At 38.6% G+C, this 18,601-nt stretch carries 8 protein-coding genes; all 8 read right to left on the bottom strand.

Annotated features, from left to right (window positions below; translation table 11 throughout):
• Window positions 1–452 precede the first annotated feature (452 nt).
• A complete protein-coding gene (locus ACM0OY_RS17100; protein WP_414570039.1) occupies window positions 453–2,315 on the bottom strand; it encodes a hypothetical protein in 1,863 nt (620 codons plus the stop codon).
• Between the two features lie 148 nt (window positions 2,316–2,463).
• Entirely contained in the window at window positions 2,464–3,786 is a 1,323-nt protein-coding gene (locus ACM0OY_RS17095) for a phthiocerol/phthiodiolone dimycocerosyl transferase family protein (protein ID WP_414570038.1), read from the bottom strand.
• A gap of 38 nt (window positions 3,787–3,824) precedes the next feature.
• Window positions 3,825–4,130 (bottom strand): phosphopantetheine-binding protein, encoded by a 306-nt coding sequence (locus ACM0OY_RS17090; RefSeq protein WP_414570037.1) that lies wholly within the window; start codon window positions 4,128–4,130, stop codon window positions 3,825–3,827.
• A 187-nt stretch (window positions 4,131–4,317) separates the two neighbouring features.
• Complete coding sequence (locus tag ACM0OY_RS17085) at window positions 4,318–4,605, bottom strand: 2Fe-2S iron-sulfur cluster-binding protein (RefSeq protein WP_414570036.1); 288 nt, start codon at window positions 4,603–4,605, stop codon at window positions 4,318–4,320.
• Between the two features lie 185 nt (window positions 4,606–4,790).
• Window positions 4,791–6,089, bottom strand: coding sequence for a hypothetical protein (locus ACM0OY_RS17080; RefSeq protein WP_414570035.1), 1,299 nt, complete (start codon window positions 6,087–6,089; stop codon window positions 4,791–4,793).
• Between the two features lie 14 nt (window positions 6,090–6,103).
• Entirely contained in the window at window positions 6,104–7,762 is a 1,659-nt protein-coding gene (locus tag ACM0OY_RS17075; RefSeq protein WP_414570034.1) for a PfaD family polyunsaturated fatty acid/polyketide biosynthesis protein, read from the bottom strand.
• A gap of 53 nt (window positions 7,763–7,815) precedes the next feature.
• Entirely contained in the window at window positions 7,816–11,088 is a 3,273-nt protein-coding gene (locus ACM0OY_RS17070; protein WP_414570033.1) for a PfaB family protein, read from the bottom strand.
• Window positions 11,089–11,192: 104 nt separating this feature from the next.
• Window positions 11,193–18,305, bottom strand: a complete 7,113-nt coding sequence (locus tag ACM0OY_RS17065; RefSeq protein WP_414570032.1) for an SDR family NAD(P)-dependent oxidoreductase — start codon at window positions 18,303–18,305, stop codon at window positions 11,193–11,195.
• Window positions 18,306–18,601 lie beyond the last annotated feature (296 nt).

Genomic DNA, 18,601 nt, shown 5'->3' with positions numbered 1-18,601 from the left:
GTCTACTAACAATCATATTATTGCTGTCAAAGCAGTGTTTAAATTGCTCAATTAACCCGTCCAGTTCTGACGTATAAGCATATTATCCCAGCGAGATACTCAATTGCAACTCATATGCAACTCATCACATACAGTGATTATCAATTGAAGAAATATGTAAACAAAAACCCCGACTTATTTGAGAAGCCGGGGTTTTGTAGCTTTGAATTTTCACAACTCATATAGAGTTACTATAATAAGTTGGCTTAAACCAAACCAAACAATTGACATTGAATGTTGGGTTGAGGAACTAAACCCAAGCTACGGAGCTTTATTTATACTTATAAAGCATTTACAAATTTGGGAGGGGTTAGAGAAAATTACATCATTTTTCCACTTTTTAGTTAATCCCCAGTGCCTTTTAGATGAAAATTATTATTAGATTTGGTTGCGTAATTTTAGATTCTGCATTTTTATATCTTAGATTTTAGAGAACTAAAATGTTTTCCACCTAGTTCAATTTGTCCTTGTGTACACCCATCTTTCAGTCTTTGAACTAAATATTCCAAATCATTAGCTATAAAATTTGCACCATGATCTGGTTCTATCAAACTAACTAAAGATATGTTGCTTGGTTGTTGATTAGCCAAGCTAGAAATACCTAAAAAATTGAATACACCAGACTCATAAGTTCCACAAGGTACAGAAGGATTATCAACTCCAATGCAGTATTCATTTGGTTTAAACCAATCAAATGCTGGATAGCCATGAAAATGAACAATTGGCGCACCGTTTTCGATTAATTCTGGTGTATATAAAGCAGCAGAAAGACTGATAGCAAGCATGACATAGATATCATAGGAAGGTTTCATGTCTACTAGCTCCGAACGAATCACTTTAGGTAGTTGGAGATATAGCTTTTCTTTCAAACCAATTCTGATAACATCATCAGCGATATTCAAGTCTGTTTTATTAGAGCCTGAGCGAGAACTTACAAGCCAAATATCGGGTATTTGCCTAAATACATATTCTTCTAATTTTTTGATTTTGGCATAACGTCTACATTTATCATTTTGACGAATTTCATTATTACTAAATCCTTGAACAGGTAATAGGTTTTCCCATTGATTTTTTGTGATTTCTATTTCTCCAAAATATTGTGGTGGTTCAACATAAGCAACAAAGCCATAAGAAACACCTGTCCTCCCATTTATAATAATACTGACAATATCTCTATGGGATTTCCTTTTAATAACTTTATCCAGCTTAAAACCAGGAGGAAATAAACCTGTTGATGCCAACTCCTGACCTAATGTGACTAATTTTGCAGCATAAGTAGATTCTTGAGGATTATACTGCTCTACCTCAAATCTACTTAACAAAAGTGGAGCAATTGGTACAAAAACTTTAGGAATCAGTGATTTTAAAACAAAACTACTAATTTCATTTCTTGTAAAAATGGAATTTGAAAGATTCATATTTAATATTGAAATTTTATCAGATGATACTCCAATAACAATTTCGGAAAATGTTCTAATTAAAGTATTTAAGCCTATATTTATTTTCTGTTTATATGGAATCAAAGGATTGATAAAATCATGGTCTATATTCGTAATCACAATTACTTGTGTTTTGCTAGGATTATCAACATATTTAGCTGCATAATCTTCAGCCCAACTACTTAACCTAGCTATTTTAATCACAGGAATTTTTCGATCGTTTAAGATTAAAGTAGAATAAATTTGATAGACAGTTTCTGCTGCAAAAATACCCAATTTCCTGATAAAAGAAGGAGGAATTTCTACATCGATAATTGCATTAACTTCTGATTTAACTCCCTTAAATTTAAAATTTTTCTTCTTGTTAATTATTGGAAGTATTAGGTCATAGTTAAATTCGGCGATCGCTTCTTCCCAAGATAAAATTTTGACACCGTAATATTTCAGTTTCTCTTGCAATTCTTGGCGGAATTTCAGAATTTCTTGATTATTATAACTACTAGGTAAAGGCTTAAATGTAACTATTAGCTTTTGAGCCATAATTTTCGGATCGATAATCGGTGGTTTATATTCCACAGATGATTGCTGAGCAAATCCACCAATTAAACGGCCGATAGTTTGTAGATTTAATCCCTGAGTTAAAGGAACAGACTCTAAATCTGTAGCTACATCCATCTCCTGCAGAAATGCCACAATTTCTGCTTTGTAAGCAACTATTTTTTCCTGAATGTCTGGTGTGATTACTCCTTTTGGTGACCGAATCTTTAATTTTTCGTTATCAACCCACAAATTAACGCCCTGTTGTGTAAGGTTTGTTACAAGTTCTGATACGTTCATAGTCTAATAATCTCCTGATTTTTTAATCTTGTTTTGTCAGTCTCTCAAGAAGAGTTGCGGGATTTAAAAATAAATGCAGAATTCGTAATCGGTCATAAGTTATCAGTTATCATTGCTGTGGACTATTACTATGCAATATTTTTGATGTTTAAGAAGAATTATCATTTAAATTGCAAATATCACAAATATAGGACATGAGATTATCTACAATATGCTCCATAGTATTTTGACTAATTGAAGGTTGAGAAAATGCGAAATTTAACAGCATTTTTCCTTGGAATGTAGAAACATGAACTGCAAAAACACCTGCAAAAAAAGCATTAGAACTAATGAAACTGATTTCTTCGAGTTCAAATTTACCGTAGTTCTTGGGAATATTAATTTTACCAACATTAGAAACAGACACTGTGGCAGCTATTTTTTGGGGGTAAATACAAAAAATATTTATAAGATCCTTAGCAATTAAAACCATTCTAAAAAGATCGCCATACTTTTTACTTGCTTCCAGCTTATGTTTCACTTCTCTAGCTAATTCCCAGAAGGAAGTGTTTGGCTTTATAAGGTGAAATTCCGTGATAGAAGAGGCTAATACAGCCAGATGTTCATCACTAATTGCAGGTTCTAAATGTCTTCTTAAATCAAGATAGGATAAGCAATTTACTCGTATATCTTTTCTGCGACCTTTAGTTATTGTTCTAGCTACTGTCAACATCATTGCAGCAGATAACCCATTGTGTACTGTCGTATTTTCTTGCCTACAACAATTTACAAACTTTTGGGTTAACTCTTGGTCAAGCTGTCTGTGAATAATATTGGAACTACGCTTGGCAATAGGCAGATACTTTTCAAAACCTAATGTTTTTGGTCGATTCCAGATTTCTTGTAACCCAAGCTGTAACAAAAAAATTGTGCTGTTTATCCTACCTCTGAACCCCTTAGCCCATTGAGGCATTAGTTCTTCAATGGGCGGAAGTGGAGTTAAGCTAGTAACTGAATTAATTGGTTTGCCTGAGACAATGTTTTGGCAAAAAGTTAAGATTTCTGAGTGAAGTCGGATGCATGATAAACCATCTGCGATCGCATGGTGTACTGTTGTAATCAAATAGTTTATATGCTCATCACCTAAAAGATGGACAAGAACGACCCGTAGTAAGCTTTCACTACTATCAATTCCCTTATTCATCTCTTCAGAAACAACTTCTTGCCACTGATCTTTATCTAAGACTTTGATAAGGGATAGAGGAATATTTGCTGTTTCTTGAGTTTGAAAGCTGAGACTATTCTTAAAACGCACAATTCGAGAATTCAGACGAGGATGCCGACACTGAATCATGTCTAAAGCCTCTCTCATAGTTTCTTGATAGATATAGCCGTTGATCCGACTAATAGTTACTATGTTCCAGGTTTTAGCACGGCTATTTAAAATTTCCATAGCCTGTTCAAGGCGTCCCAGCTTTCTGTTGTAAACCATTTTTATTTTTGATGACTGTTCAAGAACAGCTTTGACGTTTAAATCTCAAAAATTTCTGACTGTGAAGCTTTAGATTCTTCGGCTAAGCGCACAGATAATGTTTCAATAGTGGGGTAGTGCCACAATAATATTGGAGATAGCTCAAAACCAAATAATTTCTCCGCTTTGCTAACAAGAAACATTGCCTGTGCTGACTCTAAACCGTAGCTATCTAAAGGCTGTCGGACATCTATTTCTTGAGGTTCAACTCCTAGCTGCTCCGCAATATGAGAGACTAACCAAGCTTGAATTTCTTCTGCGGTATAAGACTGCTTTTTTGTTGTTTCGGGAATAGGCTGGCTCATTTTCACACCTTTAAATTAATCAGAAAATAGATTTAGCTTTTGCTATCGTTTCATCTCTCTATTTTTGGAGTTTGGGCACTCTCTATCCATGCTAAAAACCTCTATTTTCCTGGTTGTAGCAATACGTACCCAAATTACATCTATTTCATCTTTGCCAAACACATATTTGGCTATAAATAACTATCAATTAATTAGCTACCCGAATCCGAATATCACCTTCTACTATGCATTGACAAGCTAGGCGAACATTAGGATTCTCTGGAGCCAACACATCAAGTAAAATCTGTTCTTCATCCATGACAGGAGCTAAATTTTCTATCCCGCTCACAACTTCTATGAGGCAGGTTCCGCAAGCAACACTACGACAACCAAAAAAAATTGAACTAGGATGATCGTCACAAATCTTAGTTAAACGTTGTTTTCCTTCGACTTGCACTGTTTTATCATCATCTTCAAAATGAATAGATACTATCATTTCTAGATTCACCCTGATTCCGAAACAAAGTTAATAGATGTAGCTAATATCCAGAAGTATTTAGCACTAAAAAATCAGAAATCAGAGATTTTCAGAAATTTAATATTATTGGTAGATTCGTTCATCAAATTTTATTCTGATGCTTTTACAATTCTGAATTCTGACTCCTGATTTTTTACCAACTATTAGGCAACTTCAACAACCTTTTGAATCTCTTTAATTGCCAGAGCATCCTGATAACGCTCATAGCGATTACCTAACTTAGTTGTATTTAACTCTAATCGCAGTTCTTTTATCAAACGCTCTAGCTGTTGAGATTTATATTGCCAACTCTTTTGCTCGATGTAACCAATTATATTTCGCCACTTTGAACTTACCTGTCTCCAAGAATGAACTAGTTGATTTATATCTACCTGCTTATCAGCTAATTCAGGATGATGCAGAGACATACGTAGTGAATTCAGGCCAATTCTAGTATCAGTTAGGAGCATTCCTTGGGCAGTCATATCTAACTTCTCCAAATAAGTTGTGAAACTAGCATTAATGTAGTCTTCTACAATTATCTGTAGGAAATGTCTAACGAAATCTTGAGCTTCTGGAGGAGCTGCTTTATACAGTTCTACTCCTAATTCAAAAGATGTTGTGTAGTGACGTGCTTCATCTGTTAAGTGACCCTGATTCAATTCAAAAGCTAATGGTTCATAATCAAAGTTTTCCGGAGAATCAAATAAAAATGCTTCGCTTTTTTTTAACTCTATATTAGCCATGTACCGATACAGTAAAGCCAAACTACCCAAGCCACTTTCTTGAACTTTTTCGGCGGGTAGCATTCTCATAGCATCCCCAATCATAAACCGTAAAGTTCGATATGTGGAATTTGTATCTTGCTGCTGAGTCTGTTCCACTATCTTTTTGAAAAAGCTTTTCCCCTTCTGGAGATGAGACAGAATTGTATTCAGGTTTTCATCAAAACTAAAACGGGTATCGAATTTTTCAAAATCTGACTGGGTTACTGCACCAACAGTTCCATAGAAAAAGCTAGGTTCATCAAAGGAGCTTTGAATTCCTATTTCTCGGCAGACCATACTATATACGGTTCTAAAAGACCAAATATGATCCATTTCTTCATTAGTTTCCTGATGAAGAATCATAAATTCGTCTGAGTAGGGAGCAAAAACTTTTTCAGCAATGCTCATATTGGATATCAAGGATTGATATTCGCTATTGGCAACATACTTATAAAAGTTAGCAAAGAATGTCGCAGATAAAATTGACATTTGACGAGCATTGAAAGAAAATAAATACTCACAAATGGGTACAGGTAACGGAAGCATTCCAGGATGAGAGTAGAGCTTTTCTCCTTTAATCCCCTGCTTGCTCATAGCTATAGCAACAGGCTTTAATTCTAAGGAATGAGTATGTGCTTGTTCAAAAAGCTTGTTTTGAATCTTAGGGATTCTGCTATCGATTTGGACACTATTCATGTGATTTTTCTCCTTTATTGAAAATTAAATGGGCGATATTCACTATAAGAAGCTGGCATTTGTAAACCCTGAATTTTAAAACTTTGAATCCGGTATAAAAATACTGCTCCAGTCATAATGTGGTTAGCAACATCAACTACATAGCGATTTTTTGAATCAGATAAATAAGAACCTCTAGCCCAGTCATTGAAGCTGCCCATCGCTGGACCACACCAGATTTGATAATCCATTTCTCTACCTTTTTCACCAAAGTTAGACCAACGAGATGATAATCCCAGATACCAGCGGAAAATTAAAGCCATCTTTAGTTTGGGATTGTTAACAGCTTTGCTTAATTTCTCAGGATTGCGTTGAGACAAATAAGTAACTGTTTCTTCCCAAACTGCTTCTAAGCTTTTTCTCAAAATTTGTTTTTCTAATTTCTCTCTTTCTGCTAATGGAATATCTTCAATTGACTCATAGTTTTTGTATAATTCAAACAATTTTTGCGCTCGTAAAGGAAAGAGAGTCCCTCTTTTAAGAACTTGGAGTTTTACCCCCATTTCAAACATATCTGCTGCTGGAGCCATCATCACATCAGCCATCTCGGCTTGAGCCAACAAATGTTTAGTATGTTCAGAAGTTCCAGCTTCAACGCAAGACTGATTAATTGAGCCGGTCACAATATAAGCAGCCCCCATCATAAAGGCAGCTAAGGCTGATTGTGGTGTAGCAATTCCCCCTGCTACTCCGACTCTAACTGGTTTTTCATAAGAATATTTTTTTTGAATTTCATCTCTCAATTCCAAGATAGAAGGTAACAGACAAACCAGAGGACGATTATCTGTATGACCACCAGAATCAGCTTCTACAGTAATATCATCAGCTACAGGAATTTTTTCAGCTAGCCTTGCTTGTAATTCACTGATTAGACCTTCGTCAACTAATTGTTTTAATATTTTTGTGGGAGCAGGCTGAAGAAATTTAATTGCAACTTCTCTGCGAGAAATTTTGGCAATAATTTTATTTTTGATTTCGATTTGATTAGCTGCATTCAAACTCAGTCCAGCAGCCCGATAATAGATGATGTTATCAGTCAAATCTAAGAAAGCAGAAGCTTCTATTGTTCTTACCTGATATTTAAGATACAAATCAACTACACCACGCTCAATTGCAGGTTCACTGGGACTATGGAGTAGGTTAAAAGCATAAGGGCCCTGAGGTAAAGCTTGTTGAATACGGTTAATGGCTGCTTCAACGCGAGCAGGAGACAAACCACCAGCCCCAAATGAACTTAATATTCTTTCTTTGCCAAGAGCTATTACCAGTTCTTCGGAAGCAATACCTTGAGCCATTGCTCCCGTGGCATAAGCATATTTTACACCATGAAAATTGATAAAATTTGGATCGCCTAACTGCTGAGTTGATATTGGTGGAACAGCTATTAGTATTTCTGCTTGTTGAGCTTTTTCCTGGTTATAAGAATACGGATAACCTTCGTTAGTTGCGCCAATTTTTCCTTCGACTCTAATAATATAACAAGGTTTATCTAAATTTAGCAATTTAGATTTTATGCCTGTTTCGTTAAAGGATACAGAATCTAAAACACCTTCCCAAATTTGATGGTGATAGTAATTATCTGAAAATCTTAGGTAATTACTACTTTTATTTAGTATATTGTTTGTGCCAATCATATTTTTAGCCCTCTGGTCAGATAATGTAGCTGAATAAAAGTATGCAAATTTGATTATTCAAATAGCTTTTGGTAATAAGCTATTTGTAGCTGAATCATGGCGCTGATTTGCTTGAGCGACTCCTGTCGCGTTTGTAAAAAAACAGCATGGGCTTTGGTCATGCGGGAAGCATTCTCACTCAGTTTTTGATAAAAAGGACTGTGTAAGTTAAGCAAATGCGATTTTTCAGCAACACTGTAAGTTGTCAAATTGGATTGATTTTTTTCTTGTTCTGTTGTCCAACTTTCGTTAGGTTGTGATTGCTCTATAGTTTTAAAACTGCGTTCCTTTAGCAATAAGTGAGCGGTTTTGCTGGTATTTTGAAGATTGATTTGCTCTGGGATATTCTCTAGTTTGTTAGAGACTTGTTCAGAATTTTGGATATTAGATTCTGTAAAAGTAGAATTCATTGGTGTAAATTCCTGTTGATTCAGATTTTTGATGGGATGTAAAGATATATCTTGAGTAATTTTTGGATTGTTCTTACTCAAAGATGTGTAATTAATCTTATTGCTGTCTAAAGTTATATTTTTAACTCGAGACTCAGTGTCGTGGTCAACTTCTTTTATCTGAGAAAATAGTGGCGATAAATTTAGATTAACCCTATAACTAAGTAGTTTTGCTAAAGCTTTAATCAAAGAAGTATGATCGTCTACACCTCTTTTATTAAGAGTTACTGTAACGTGTTCTTTCTGGTTGAGGACTTTATCAATCCATCTAGAACAGTTACTACCTGCACCTACTTCGATAAATATGTTGAAGCCATCTTGATAAACCCGGTTAATTAACTGAGGAAAATTAAGCTGCTGACAGAGATTTTTAGCAATATTGTGAGCAACAGAATGGCTGTCTAGTTTAATGGGTTTATACTCAGCTGCGGAATAAAAAATAGTTTCTGGTACGTTTTGAGTAGGTAATGTATTTAATCTCACAAGTTCATCGTACTCAGAACACATTGGTTCGCAATGAATAACATGGGTGAAGGGAGCAGAAAAAGCATCGCAATTTAGATTAGTAATTACCCGTTGGCAGGCTTGGATATCACCAGCGATCGCCACTTCTTCTGTAGTATTAATTAAAGGCAAATAAACTCGCTTTTCATATTTAATTGCTTCTCTCACCCGAGATACTGGAGACATAACAATATAGTTACGCCAAAAATCTTCACCTTTATCATCTTCTGTTTGAGATAATCCCCAATACTCCCGCACAGCATTTTTCGGGCCAGATAGCCTTGTCTTCAGTAAAGATGATGAATTAAAGCCGTCACTACCTTCTTGAAACTGAGTCCAAATACCTTGAGCCAACATCATACTAATTTCGCCCAAGCTATAACCAAAAGCACATTGAGCCTTGACTTGAAAATAATTTTTCAAAATTGCTGTCATCAGTCCAGCGCAGGCCATTTCTGATTCAAGTACTGCTACTGAATCATTGAGCAATTGCTTTTCAAGAACTTCTAGTTGCCTGTTTGATAATTTTTCTAAACTCCGGGGATAAATAAGTTTTTCTACGTTGGCGACACGCTTATAAATGGTGCTGATAAACGGATCGTCATAAAGTTGAGGAAACAAACGAAACAGATTTCGGCAAAGTCCCAGATAAGTACTAAAAGCACCTGGGTAAGCAAAAGCGATTTTACTTCTTTGTCCCAGTGGTTTTGCTGTAAAATAACTGCCTAAAGGACTTTGCCAATCTTTTCCTGTCTCGAAAGCATTCGTAATACCTTTGAGGGAATGCTGAATTTCCCGCTGCAATTCATCTTGATTGTGTCCGAGAATTGCTACTGCATAAGTAGCCTGTTGACGCTGTTGAAAAGTTGCAAAAGTCTGGCTTGCAGCAGTAGATAGAGAAGAACAATTTTTAATAATTTCTTGAAGATTGCGGATTTCTTCTAATAGATTTGATTGATTATCAGCAGCGATCGCAAATAAATAATAAGGCATTTGCTCTAAATATTTGCTGCTGTGATGTTTGTGATATAGTTCTTCGGACAAAATTACATGTGCATAAGTTCCATCTAGCTCCATCCCATTAATGGCAGCTATTCTTTTAATACCGCCTTTTTCTAAAAACCAAGGTTTTGATTCAGTAGCAACATAAAATGGACTATCTTGCCAAACCTCTGGCATTTTTGGTTTAGACCATTGGGGAACTGCGGGAATATAGCGGTGATATAAACATAATGCTGTTTTAATTAAACTAACTATTCCCGATACAGCATAGGTATGACCAATATTGGCTTTGACACTTCCGATCGCACAAGTTAAATTGACTTCAGATGTGCGATATGCCTCAATCAAACCTTGAATTTCTGATTCATCTTCCTTTGCAATTCCACTACCAACAACTTCTAAATAATTGATATCTGTTGGTTTGATATTTGCTAGCTCAAAAGCCACCTGACAAGCTTGTGTTACTGCTTCAGAAATTGGCAAATTCAAAGCATCAATTTCAAATTTTGAATTCTCTACGAGACTGAGGGCATCAATCGTTGCATAAATGCGATCGTTTTCTTGTTTTGCTGTTTCGTGGAGCTTCAATACTACAGCCGCTGCACCTTCGCCTACTATCCAGCCATTGGCATTTTCATCGTAACTGAGAGTATTGACGCCTGTGTTGACTTTTGTGATTTGATTTCTTAATAATACACTAGCGCCATCCCCAGCAAGCTCGACTGCACCAACTAAAACAGCGTCTACTTCTCTAATGGCGAGTAGTTTTTGTGCAAGTTCCAAGGCTGTGAAAACAGAGTTTTCTTTGGCATTTAATGTAAACGCAGGGCCAGCAAAATTCCACAATTTGGAAATATAATTAGCCAAATCCTTTTCTATGGAACTTGAATATTCACTGTCTTTTTGAATGTTTGTTTTTGGAGGTCGATCTAGAGTCAATTCTGTAGCAGTAACAATAATAATTGCTATTCTTGTTCCTTGAGGAAGTGGTGCATCTTTCAAAGTGCGATCGGCTACCTCAAGCATTAACAATTCTTGAGGGTTAAAATTCTCTACTTGTTCTGGTGGAATTTGTAAACGTAAAGCATCAATTTGAAAATCTTTGATGTATGCGCCTAATGGTGCTAAATTTTGGTCAAAATCAGAGTTTTTCAGCAAGTGTTCTTGTGTTTCTATTCCTTGCCATCGCTCAGGAGGTATGGAAGTAAAATGCTGAGTTCCCTCATAAATACTGCGTTCAAAGGTATCTAATCCTTTACAACCGCCACCCAAATAGCAATCCATTCCCACAATTGCTATTTTAGGAGCTTTATTTTTGGCAAATTCTTCCATCACCTACCTCCTCAAGCTGATTTATAGATTTTTTGGTGTTGCTGAATCGGTCACGCAGAGGGAGAGAGATTCAGCAACCTCCGTTTTTTAGTTGCAGATTCTATTTAAATTTCATCTAACTGCTTGGGCAAAATAGTTCCTTTGGCTCCTAGCATTCGGGTATATATTTTTCCTTGCTGATTATGGGCAATGACATCCACAACTAAACTCGATTCTGTCTTGGATTTGATTTGACAAGAAACGTAAAATGTTTCATCAAATGGGACAGGTACAAACTGCTCAAAGGTTGTAATTTCTGAAGGTAAACAAGCTACCTGATAAAAGTGTTGCGCCCAAATCCAGAATGCATGAATCTCCACATCTGCAATATAGGGATTAAATGTTTGGACTGGGAATTGTCCTTGTTGTCTTTCTGTAGGTTCTGGCAAGTAGCATTCTATAGCGATCTTGTCCAGATTGGCATTTAAGACGGATTTTACACCTTGAAAAGTCGCTCCGTGAAATAAAGTAGTTGCCCCGTTTTGATAAAGTGATGAAGCGGTGGCGGTAATTTTATGATCCTGGCTTAAGTTAATAAATTCGTGTACTAGAGCATCAGGAATTTGCCGCTTTATTTTCATTTGGCTACTGAAATGATAACGAATTTTACCTTCGGGGGTTTTACTCCAAATTTTGGCATCAAAGTCTATTTCAGAGATACCATTTTTAGCAATTTCTTGCAAATCTAAAGTGTATTCGTTTTGTAAATTTTCATCAAAAATTAGTCCCTTCAAAACTTTATAGTTTGTACAACTGAAGGCTTTGAAACCAGGATAGAGTTGTTCGCAAGCATTAGCTATCCATAGTAGTCCACAAGTTGCTGGTAAAACTGGATAACCGGCAATTACGTGGTCTTGTAAAAATGGATTTGCTGCTAATGTTAGATGCCTATGGATACGAAAAGTTTTCAACTCGCTTGGTAATTTATCTGGTATGTATACCAGTGGACTACCGATTAAGATTTGCGCTGTTTCTTTATTGGCGTTAGCTAGTTCATCAGCTAAGATTTTTGTGCCAATTTCAACCGGAATAGTCTCGATATTGCGTTCAGCAAAAGCTTGTTTTAATTCTGGAGAAACCATACCACTGTCCCAAGGGCCCCAATTAATTGCTACAGCATGACAATGGGGATAATTGAGTTTGAAAAGGTGGGCTGATTTGTTGAGGATTTCATTAGCGATCGCATAATCAGATTGTCCAACATTTCCGTAGAAACCAACTACAGAAGAAAACAGGACTAAATGATTCAATTGATTCGGTGATACGCACCGCAATAGGTTTTCTAAACCTTTAACTTTGGCAGTGTAAACTGTTTCAAAATCTTGGATTGATTTTTTCTCAATCCGCTTATCAGCGAGGTTACCAGCCCCGTGAATAATTCCTGTTACCGCACCAAAACGCTCAACTACACTAGCAACTTTTTCAGAAACAGCGATCGCATCAGTTACATCAACGCTCAAATATTCAGCTTGTCCACCCGCCTGCTCAATAGCTTGTAAGGTTGCGGCAATTTCCCGACTCGATGAAATAGCGTTAAACTTTTTCTGCACCATTGCAGGTGTCGGCTTTTCACCTCTAGCGAGGAAATCCTCCATAATCTGCTTTTTCAAATCTGCTTCACTCAAGTAGTTTTCTGCCCACACAGGTTGAGGATCGGGAGCAGAACGACCTAGCAGAATAAATTTGCATTGATAACGCTGCGCTAGCTCGATGGCGCACTTAGCTGTTATCCCTTTGGCACCACCGCTGACTAGAAAAACTTGGGATTGGGGATTGGGTACTGGGGATTGGGAAAACTTTTCCCCAGTCCCTAGTCCCCAGTCCCTAGTCCCCAGTCCCTGTACTAACGTCGCTCGTCCTTGTGAACTATATCCGGCTTCCACGACTAATAAATTCGGGTCGTGAAGTTCAGCGAAGATATGTTGTGCTGATGTTTGAGGATCTAAATTAGGACTGAGGTCGATGGCTCGACAAAATACACTTTCCCATTCCTGGTTCAAAGTTTTGGTCAGTCCAAATAATCCAGCGCCAATTGCACCAAAGTTAGTTTTTTGTCCCAGTCCGAACTCGCCATCAAGACGAGCCACAGTTACAAAACAACTGCGTCCTTGAGTCGCTGCTTGATTGAGTGGTTCTTTGAGATATTTGGCAATCAAAAAGACGTGGCGAAGAATAGCTTTTTCTGATTCCAGATAGCGGACTTGATTACTTGTAACTTCATGACTTGAGGGATTGAGATGGATAAATGCAGCAACTTTACCATAGTTAGTAGCGATCGCTGCTAACTGTTCTTGCAAATGCTCCTCGCTCAAATCTGCAAGCACCACGCGATTAATCCCTTCGGGTAAAGGCGATTGTTGAGCAACCAGACTTTGGGGAAAAGTTAAGACAACAATTTTCCAACCACGCTTGTACAAAATCTGGGCAAGTTTCCCCGTCGTCAGAGAACCATCATCGGTAAGCAAAGCGATATGCTCATTAGGCAAAGTGAAATCTAAAACATCAGGTTCGGGAAGATATTTCAGTCTGACGGGACTGCGAAGAATTTGGGGTTGGGCATTGGGGATTGGGGAAAACTCTTCTCCCCTGCTCCCTGCTACGCCACTTGCTCGACTTGGGGAGACCCCAACACCGCAGTCGCTCCCCTGCTCCCCTGCTTCTTCCCCAGTCCCCAGTCCCTCTTCTACATATCCAAGAAGTTGTCCCAGGGTATGCACTTGAGCTAATGTTTCTGCATTTAACTTCGGCAAATCGGGGTAGAGTTCTAACAATGCTCCCTGAATTTCCACAAGTTTGACGCCATCAATTCCCAAATCTGTCTCGATATCCATTGACAGATCTAACGTCGTGGTTGGGTAACCTGTTTTATCGCTAACGACCTTAAGGAAATTGTTAGTGAGTTCTGGTTCTGCTGAGTCAATCGATGAAACGTCCCCGCGTCCCCGTGTCTCCACGTCCCCCTGTCCCTGCGTCAGAGCGTCTACTGCGATCACTGGTGCAAGCCCAGCTGAGATTTCTAAGGCGATTTTCGCCATATACTCAGCTATTTGGGCGAGGGTGCGTAGCTGTCCCACTTCTTCGGGATTGGGCCTGGGCAAATCGGGGTAGAGTTCTAGTAATGTTCCCAAAATTTCCACGCGTTTGATGGAATCAATCCCCAAATCTGCTTCAATATCCATCGTTAGTTCTAACATCTCGGTCGGATAGCCTGTTTTATCACTAACGACGTTGAGCAGAGTTTGACTCAGGGTAACTTGGTCGATAACTACTGGTGCTGCGGGTGTTACCGTTACGGTTGCAGTCTGATTTTCGATTGCTGGAGTAATATCTGGAATTACTGGTGCAGTCTGATTTTCGTTTGGTGCAGTAATATCTAGAACTGCTATTGCTTGATGATTTGCACCGTTACTTGTGCCGTTACCATTAGTTAAAACTGGTTCAGATTTGCTGGTAAATCCGTTATTGTGTGCAACAACAGGCACATTATTCAGAATCAGATTATCTTCTGGGGATGGTGAAACTGTAGGACTATTTTGATAGTTGACTGGTGCGATTAGACTTTGTTGAGCGGTATTGTGAGAAGACGGCAGTTGGTAATGCCGATGAAGTAATTGGAAAAAGTTATTAGTGTATTCTTGCTGATAGTTGAGATATTGCTCATGGATGCGGAGACTTTCACCTTGATGGTCGTGAAACCGCATGATGCTACGCTCTGAACTAGAGACTATTAGTTCCTTTGTTGGCGTTGGTGATTCGTTAAATTTATTATTTCCCCACAACTCATGTTGTTGTTCCATGAGTTGGAAGAAGGTTTTGGTATATTCTGTTTGATGTTTTAAAGATTGTTCGTGAACTTGCAAGATGTCATGTTGATGGCGATTGATTTCTATTAGGGTGTACTCTAAATTATCTATAGCCGTTAGGTAATTCAGAGGTAATTCTGCGCTAGTTTGTAAAGACTTGAGATCGAGTTGTTCTGATTGCCCGTTCTGCACAGATTTTACTCCACCATTAACTGTTACTTTCTCTGTTGGTAGAGAGGGACTATATGTTACTGAGTTATAGTTATTGCCATTATTAACAGTGGATTGACCATTAACTGCTACTTTCTCTGTTGTGTGGGAAAGTGCTGGTGAGTTTGGTGGATTGCCGTTAGGAACAGTAAATTTCACTTGATGCCCATTTTGGATAGCTTTTTCAAATGACTGCTTAGTTTTTTCTGACACATAGTTAGTGCTATTTAAGCGGACATTCAAAACTTTATTCGGGGAAACTTCCGGGATTTTCTGCTCAAGTTGATATGGGTCTAAGTTTTGTAAAGGTAATCCAGCAACGCGCAACTGGACAACGGCTTCTCTCAAAGAGCGATCGCTATCTTTGAGATGACTGGGATTTAAGGCTACCGCTAAATGAGGGCGATCGCTAAGAATATCTTTTACTAAGTTGGTGAGAACGCTCCGCGGGCCAAATTCAACAAAGCAGTAACCGCCTTCAGTATAAATATTTTCAATTTCCTGCTTGAACAATACTTGAGAAATTAAGTGTTCTTTGAGGACTTTTTGAAGAACCTGCGCTTCATTTGGGTAACGATTGCCGGTGACGTTAGTGTAAACCGGGATTTGCGGCTCCTTGAAAGTAACTTTCTCAATTGCTTTGGCAAAGGGTTGCTGTGCATGAGCCACTAGTGAAGTGTGAAAAGCTGCTGAAACTGGCAACAAAACTGTAGAGAATCCTTGAGTTTTGAGAGCTTCTTGCACATTCACAATTTCAGCTTTTGTCCCAGCTAACACCATTTGATTTTGGGAATTCAAGTTAGCAATGCTGATTTCGGGGAAACTCCTAATTAATTCTGTAACTTGATTGACATTCCCTTTCACGGCTAACATGGCTCCCGCATCAAACTGGGAATCTGTTGGTGTCGCCATCGCTTGACCCCTAGCTTTCACCAACAAAAAGTAATCTTCCTCACTCAAAACCCCCGCAGCCCATAAAGCAGTGATTTCTCCGAAGCTATGTCCGGCGACAAAATCCGGCTTGAACCCAGCTTGTTGCAATATCTTGTACAAACCAGCGCTAAAAGCCCCAATTGCTGGCTGTGCATACTCTGTTTGCTGCAACAGTTTCATCTGAGCAGTCTTTCGATCCAAATCGAACACAGGCGCGGGGAAAACAACCTCTGAAACAGGCTGCAAACCATCTTCGCCCAAAAGACTATCAATTTGAGCATAAGTCTGTCCCAAGGAAGGGAAATTAATCGTCAGATCCCGACCCATCTCTATATATTGGGAACCTTGTCCGGAAAATAGGGCAACCACTTTCCCTTCTGTGGCTATGCCTGTTTTACGATAGTAAATTCCTTGGGGATGCTCCCAAGACTCTGCTTGCAGTTTGTTTTTCAGCAAGTCAATAGTTGTTTGCAATAAGTTGCAAGCTTGGGTGAGAGAATCAGCTACAAATCCAACTCTGGCATTTGTGACGGGAATTTCTAAAGATTCAGATGCTGCAATCAATTCTGCATAATGCTGCTCTCCCGTATCCAATTGCAATTGATGTTTGGTTTCTTGACAACGGGATAACAATTCTTCAGGTGTTGAAGCAAATAACAATACTGATTGAGCAGGTTTGTGTAAACGATAAGGGCGATCGCCTGCGGTTTTGTATTCTTCTAAAATCACGTGATAATTTGTGCCACCAAAGCCAAAAGAACTCACCCCTGCCCGCCTTGGCTGCTCATCACTAGTAATCCAAGGTCTGGTTTCGGTATTTAAATAAAATGGGGAATTTTCAATATCTAATTTAGGATGGGGTTTGGTGACGTTAATTGTGGGTGGTAATACTTTGTGGTGCAAAGCTAAAGCTGTTTTGATTAGACTCGCCGCACCCGCAGCCGCTTTTGTATGCCCGATTTGTGATTTGACGGTTCCCAGGGCAATATATTGTTTTTTGGGATTGTTTTCGCCAAAAACTTCTTTGATTGAGGTAAATTCCGCTGGATCTCCAGCCATAGTACCAGTGCCGTGGGCTTCAATCAAACCGACACTCGCAGGGGAAAATCCCGCATCTTCGTAAGCACGGCGTAATGCTCTGACTTGACCTTCTGGACGCGGTGCATAAATGCTTTTATAACGGCCATCGCTAGAAGTACCAATGCCTTTGATGACTGCATAAACGCGATCGCCATCTCGTTCGGCATCTGCAAGGCGCTTGAGTACTAACATCCCGACGCCTTCACCCAACATCATCCCATCGGATTCTGCATCGAAAGGTTTGACATTTTGACTAGGCGAAACAGCAGGAGTTTTACTGAAACACATATACGCCAAAATTGAGTTGTCAGTATCAACTCCACCAGTCAGCATCATGTCAGCGCGATGTTCAACTAGCTCACTAATTGCCATTTTTAGGGCACCTAATGAACTAGCACAGGCAGCATCTACAACACAGTTAGTCCCTCCAAAATCTAGACGGTTAGCAATTCGTCCAGAAACAACGTTTGCCAGCATACCAGGGAAGGCGTTTTCCTCCCACTGCACATATGCACTTTTGATTTTCTCGATAATTTTTTGTGTATCCTCATCGGATAAACCACTGCTTTTGAGGGCTTTTTCCCAAACCGGGTACTGCATTCTCGCAGTTAGTGGTACCCCCAACTGCCTACCTAGTGCTACACCTAAGATTACGCCAGTCGCCTGATGATTAAACTGCCGAGATTCGCCGTAACCTGCATCTTCCATTGCGGCTTTGGCAACAATCAAACCTAGCAATTGTGAAATATCTGTGACTTCTAAAATGTTGGGTGGTAACCCAAATTCCATCGGATTGAAATTAACATCCGGGATAAATCCGCCTCTTTTGCAGTAGGTTTTATCGGGTGTTCTGGGGTTAGGATCGTAATAATCATCTATGTTCCAACGTGAAGGAGGAACATCAGTAATACAATCAACTTTATGAATGATTTTTTCCCAGTATTCCTGTAAATTTTTTGATTGCGGGAATATAGAAGCCATCCCAATGATGGCGATGTCAACTTGTTGGCGCTGTGTATTTATTTTGGTATTTAATGGTGCATTCTCAACCATAATTTTTTTCTCCTGTATGAGCTTGAGTACAGCCTGTTCACAATTGCTCACTTCCTCTTGCAATTGTGCTAAAACAGCTTCAATGCTAGAAGCAGTCATGACTTTATCTTCACTAATGGATTAATGAAATATAGAGGTATTGATAGATTTAATCTCAAAATTCAGAAATAAGTCCCAGCGCTGACTACCTTAGAGGTTCTCTATTCGCGTAACGTATCGTAGAGAAGGGGTACTGTGACGCAGCTTGCCGTAGGGATTGAAACTTCCGAGAGTCAATTGTCAGAGTTCAGCTTGGAATTGTTAAATTAAGCGTGTGATGACTTCTTGTTCTCTTCAACTGATTAAGCTTCGGTATCAAACTTTTATGAATTTTGAATTCTAGATTTTAAACCTTT

Origin of the sequence: Nostoc sp. CCY 9925, from assembly GCF_963920935.1 — a bacterium.
GTDB lineage: Bacteria > Cyanobacteriota > Cyanobacteriia > Cyanobacteriales > Nostocaceae > Nostoc.
This window is presented reverse-complemented; position numbering and strand designations above follow the sequence as displayed.

What these genes read in the sequence shown, in the direction of transcription:
- ACM0OY_RS17100 (WP_414570039.1), bottom strand. Translation starts at nt 2,315, where the DNA reads ATGAACGTATCAGAACTTGTAACAAACCTTACACAACAGGGCGTTAAT.
- ACM0OY_RS17095 (WP_414570038.1), bottom strand. Translation starts at nt 3,786, where the DNA reads ATGGTTTACAACAGAAAGCTGGGACGCCTTGAACAGGCTATGGAAATT.
- ACM0OY_RS17090 (WP_414570037.1), bottom strand. Translation starts at nt 4,130, where the DNA reads ATGAGCCAGCCTATTCCCGAAACAACAAAAAAGCAGTCTTATACCGCA.
- ACM0OY_RS17085 (WP_414570036.1), bottom strand. Translation starts at nt 4,605, where the DNA reads ATGATAGTATCTATTCATTTTGAAGATGATGATAAAACAGTGCAAGTC.
- ACM0OY_RS17080 (WP_414570035.1), bottom strand. Translation starts at nt 6,089, where the DNA reads ATGAATAGTGTCCAAATCGATAGCAGAATCCCTAAGATTCAAAACAAG.
- ACM0OY_RS17075 (WP_414570034.1), bottom strand. Translation starts at nt 7,762, where the DNA reads ATGATTGGCACAAACAATATACTAAATAAAAGTAGTAATTACCTAAGA.
- ACM0OY_RS17070 (WP_414570033.1), bottom strand. Translation starts at nt 11,088, where the DNA reads ATGGAAGAATTTGCCAAAAATAAAGCTCCTAAAATAGCAATTGTGGGA.
- ACM0OY_RS17065 (WP_414570032.1), bottom strand. Translation starts at nt 18,305, where the DNA reads ATGACTGCTTCTAGCATTGAAGCTGTTTTAGCACAATTGCAAGAGGAA.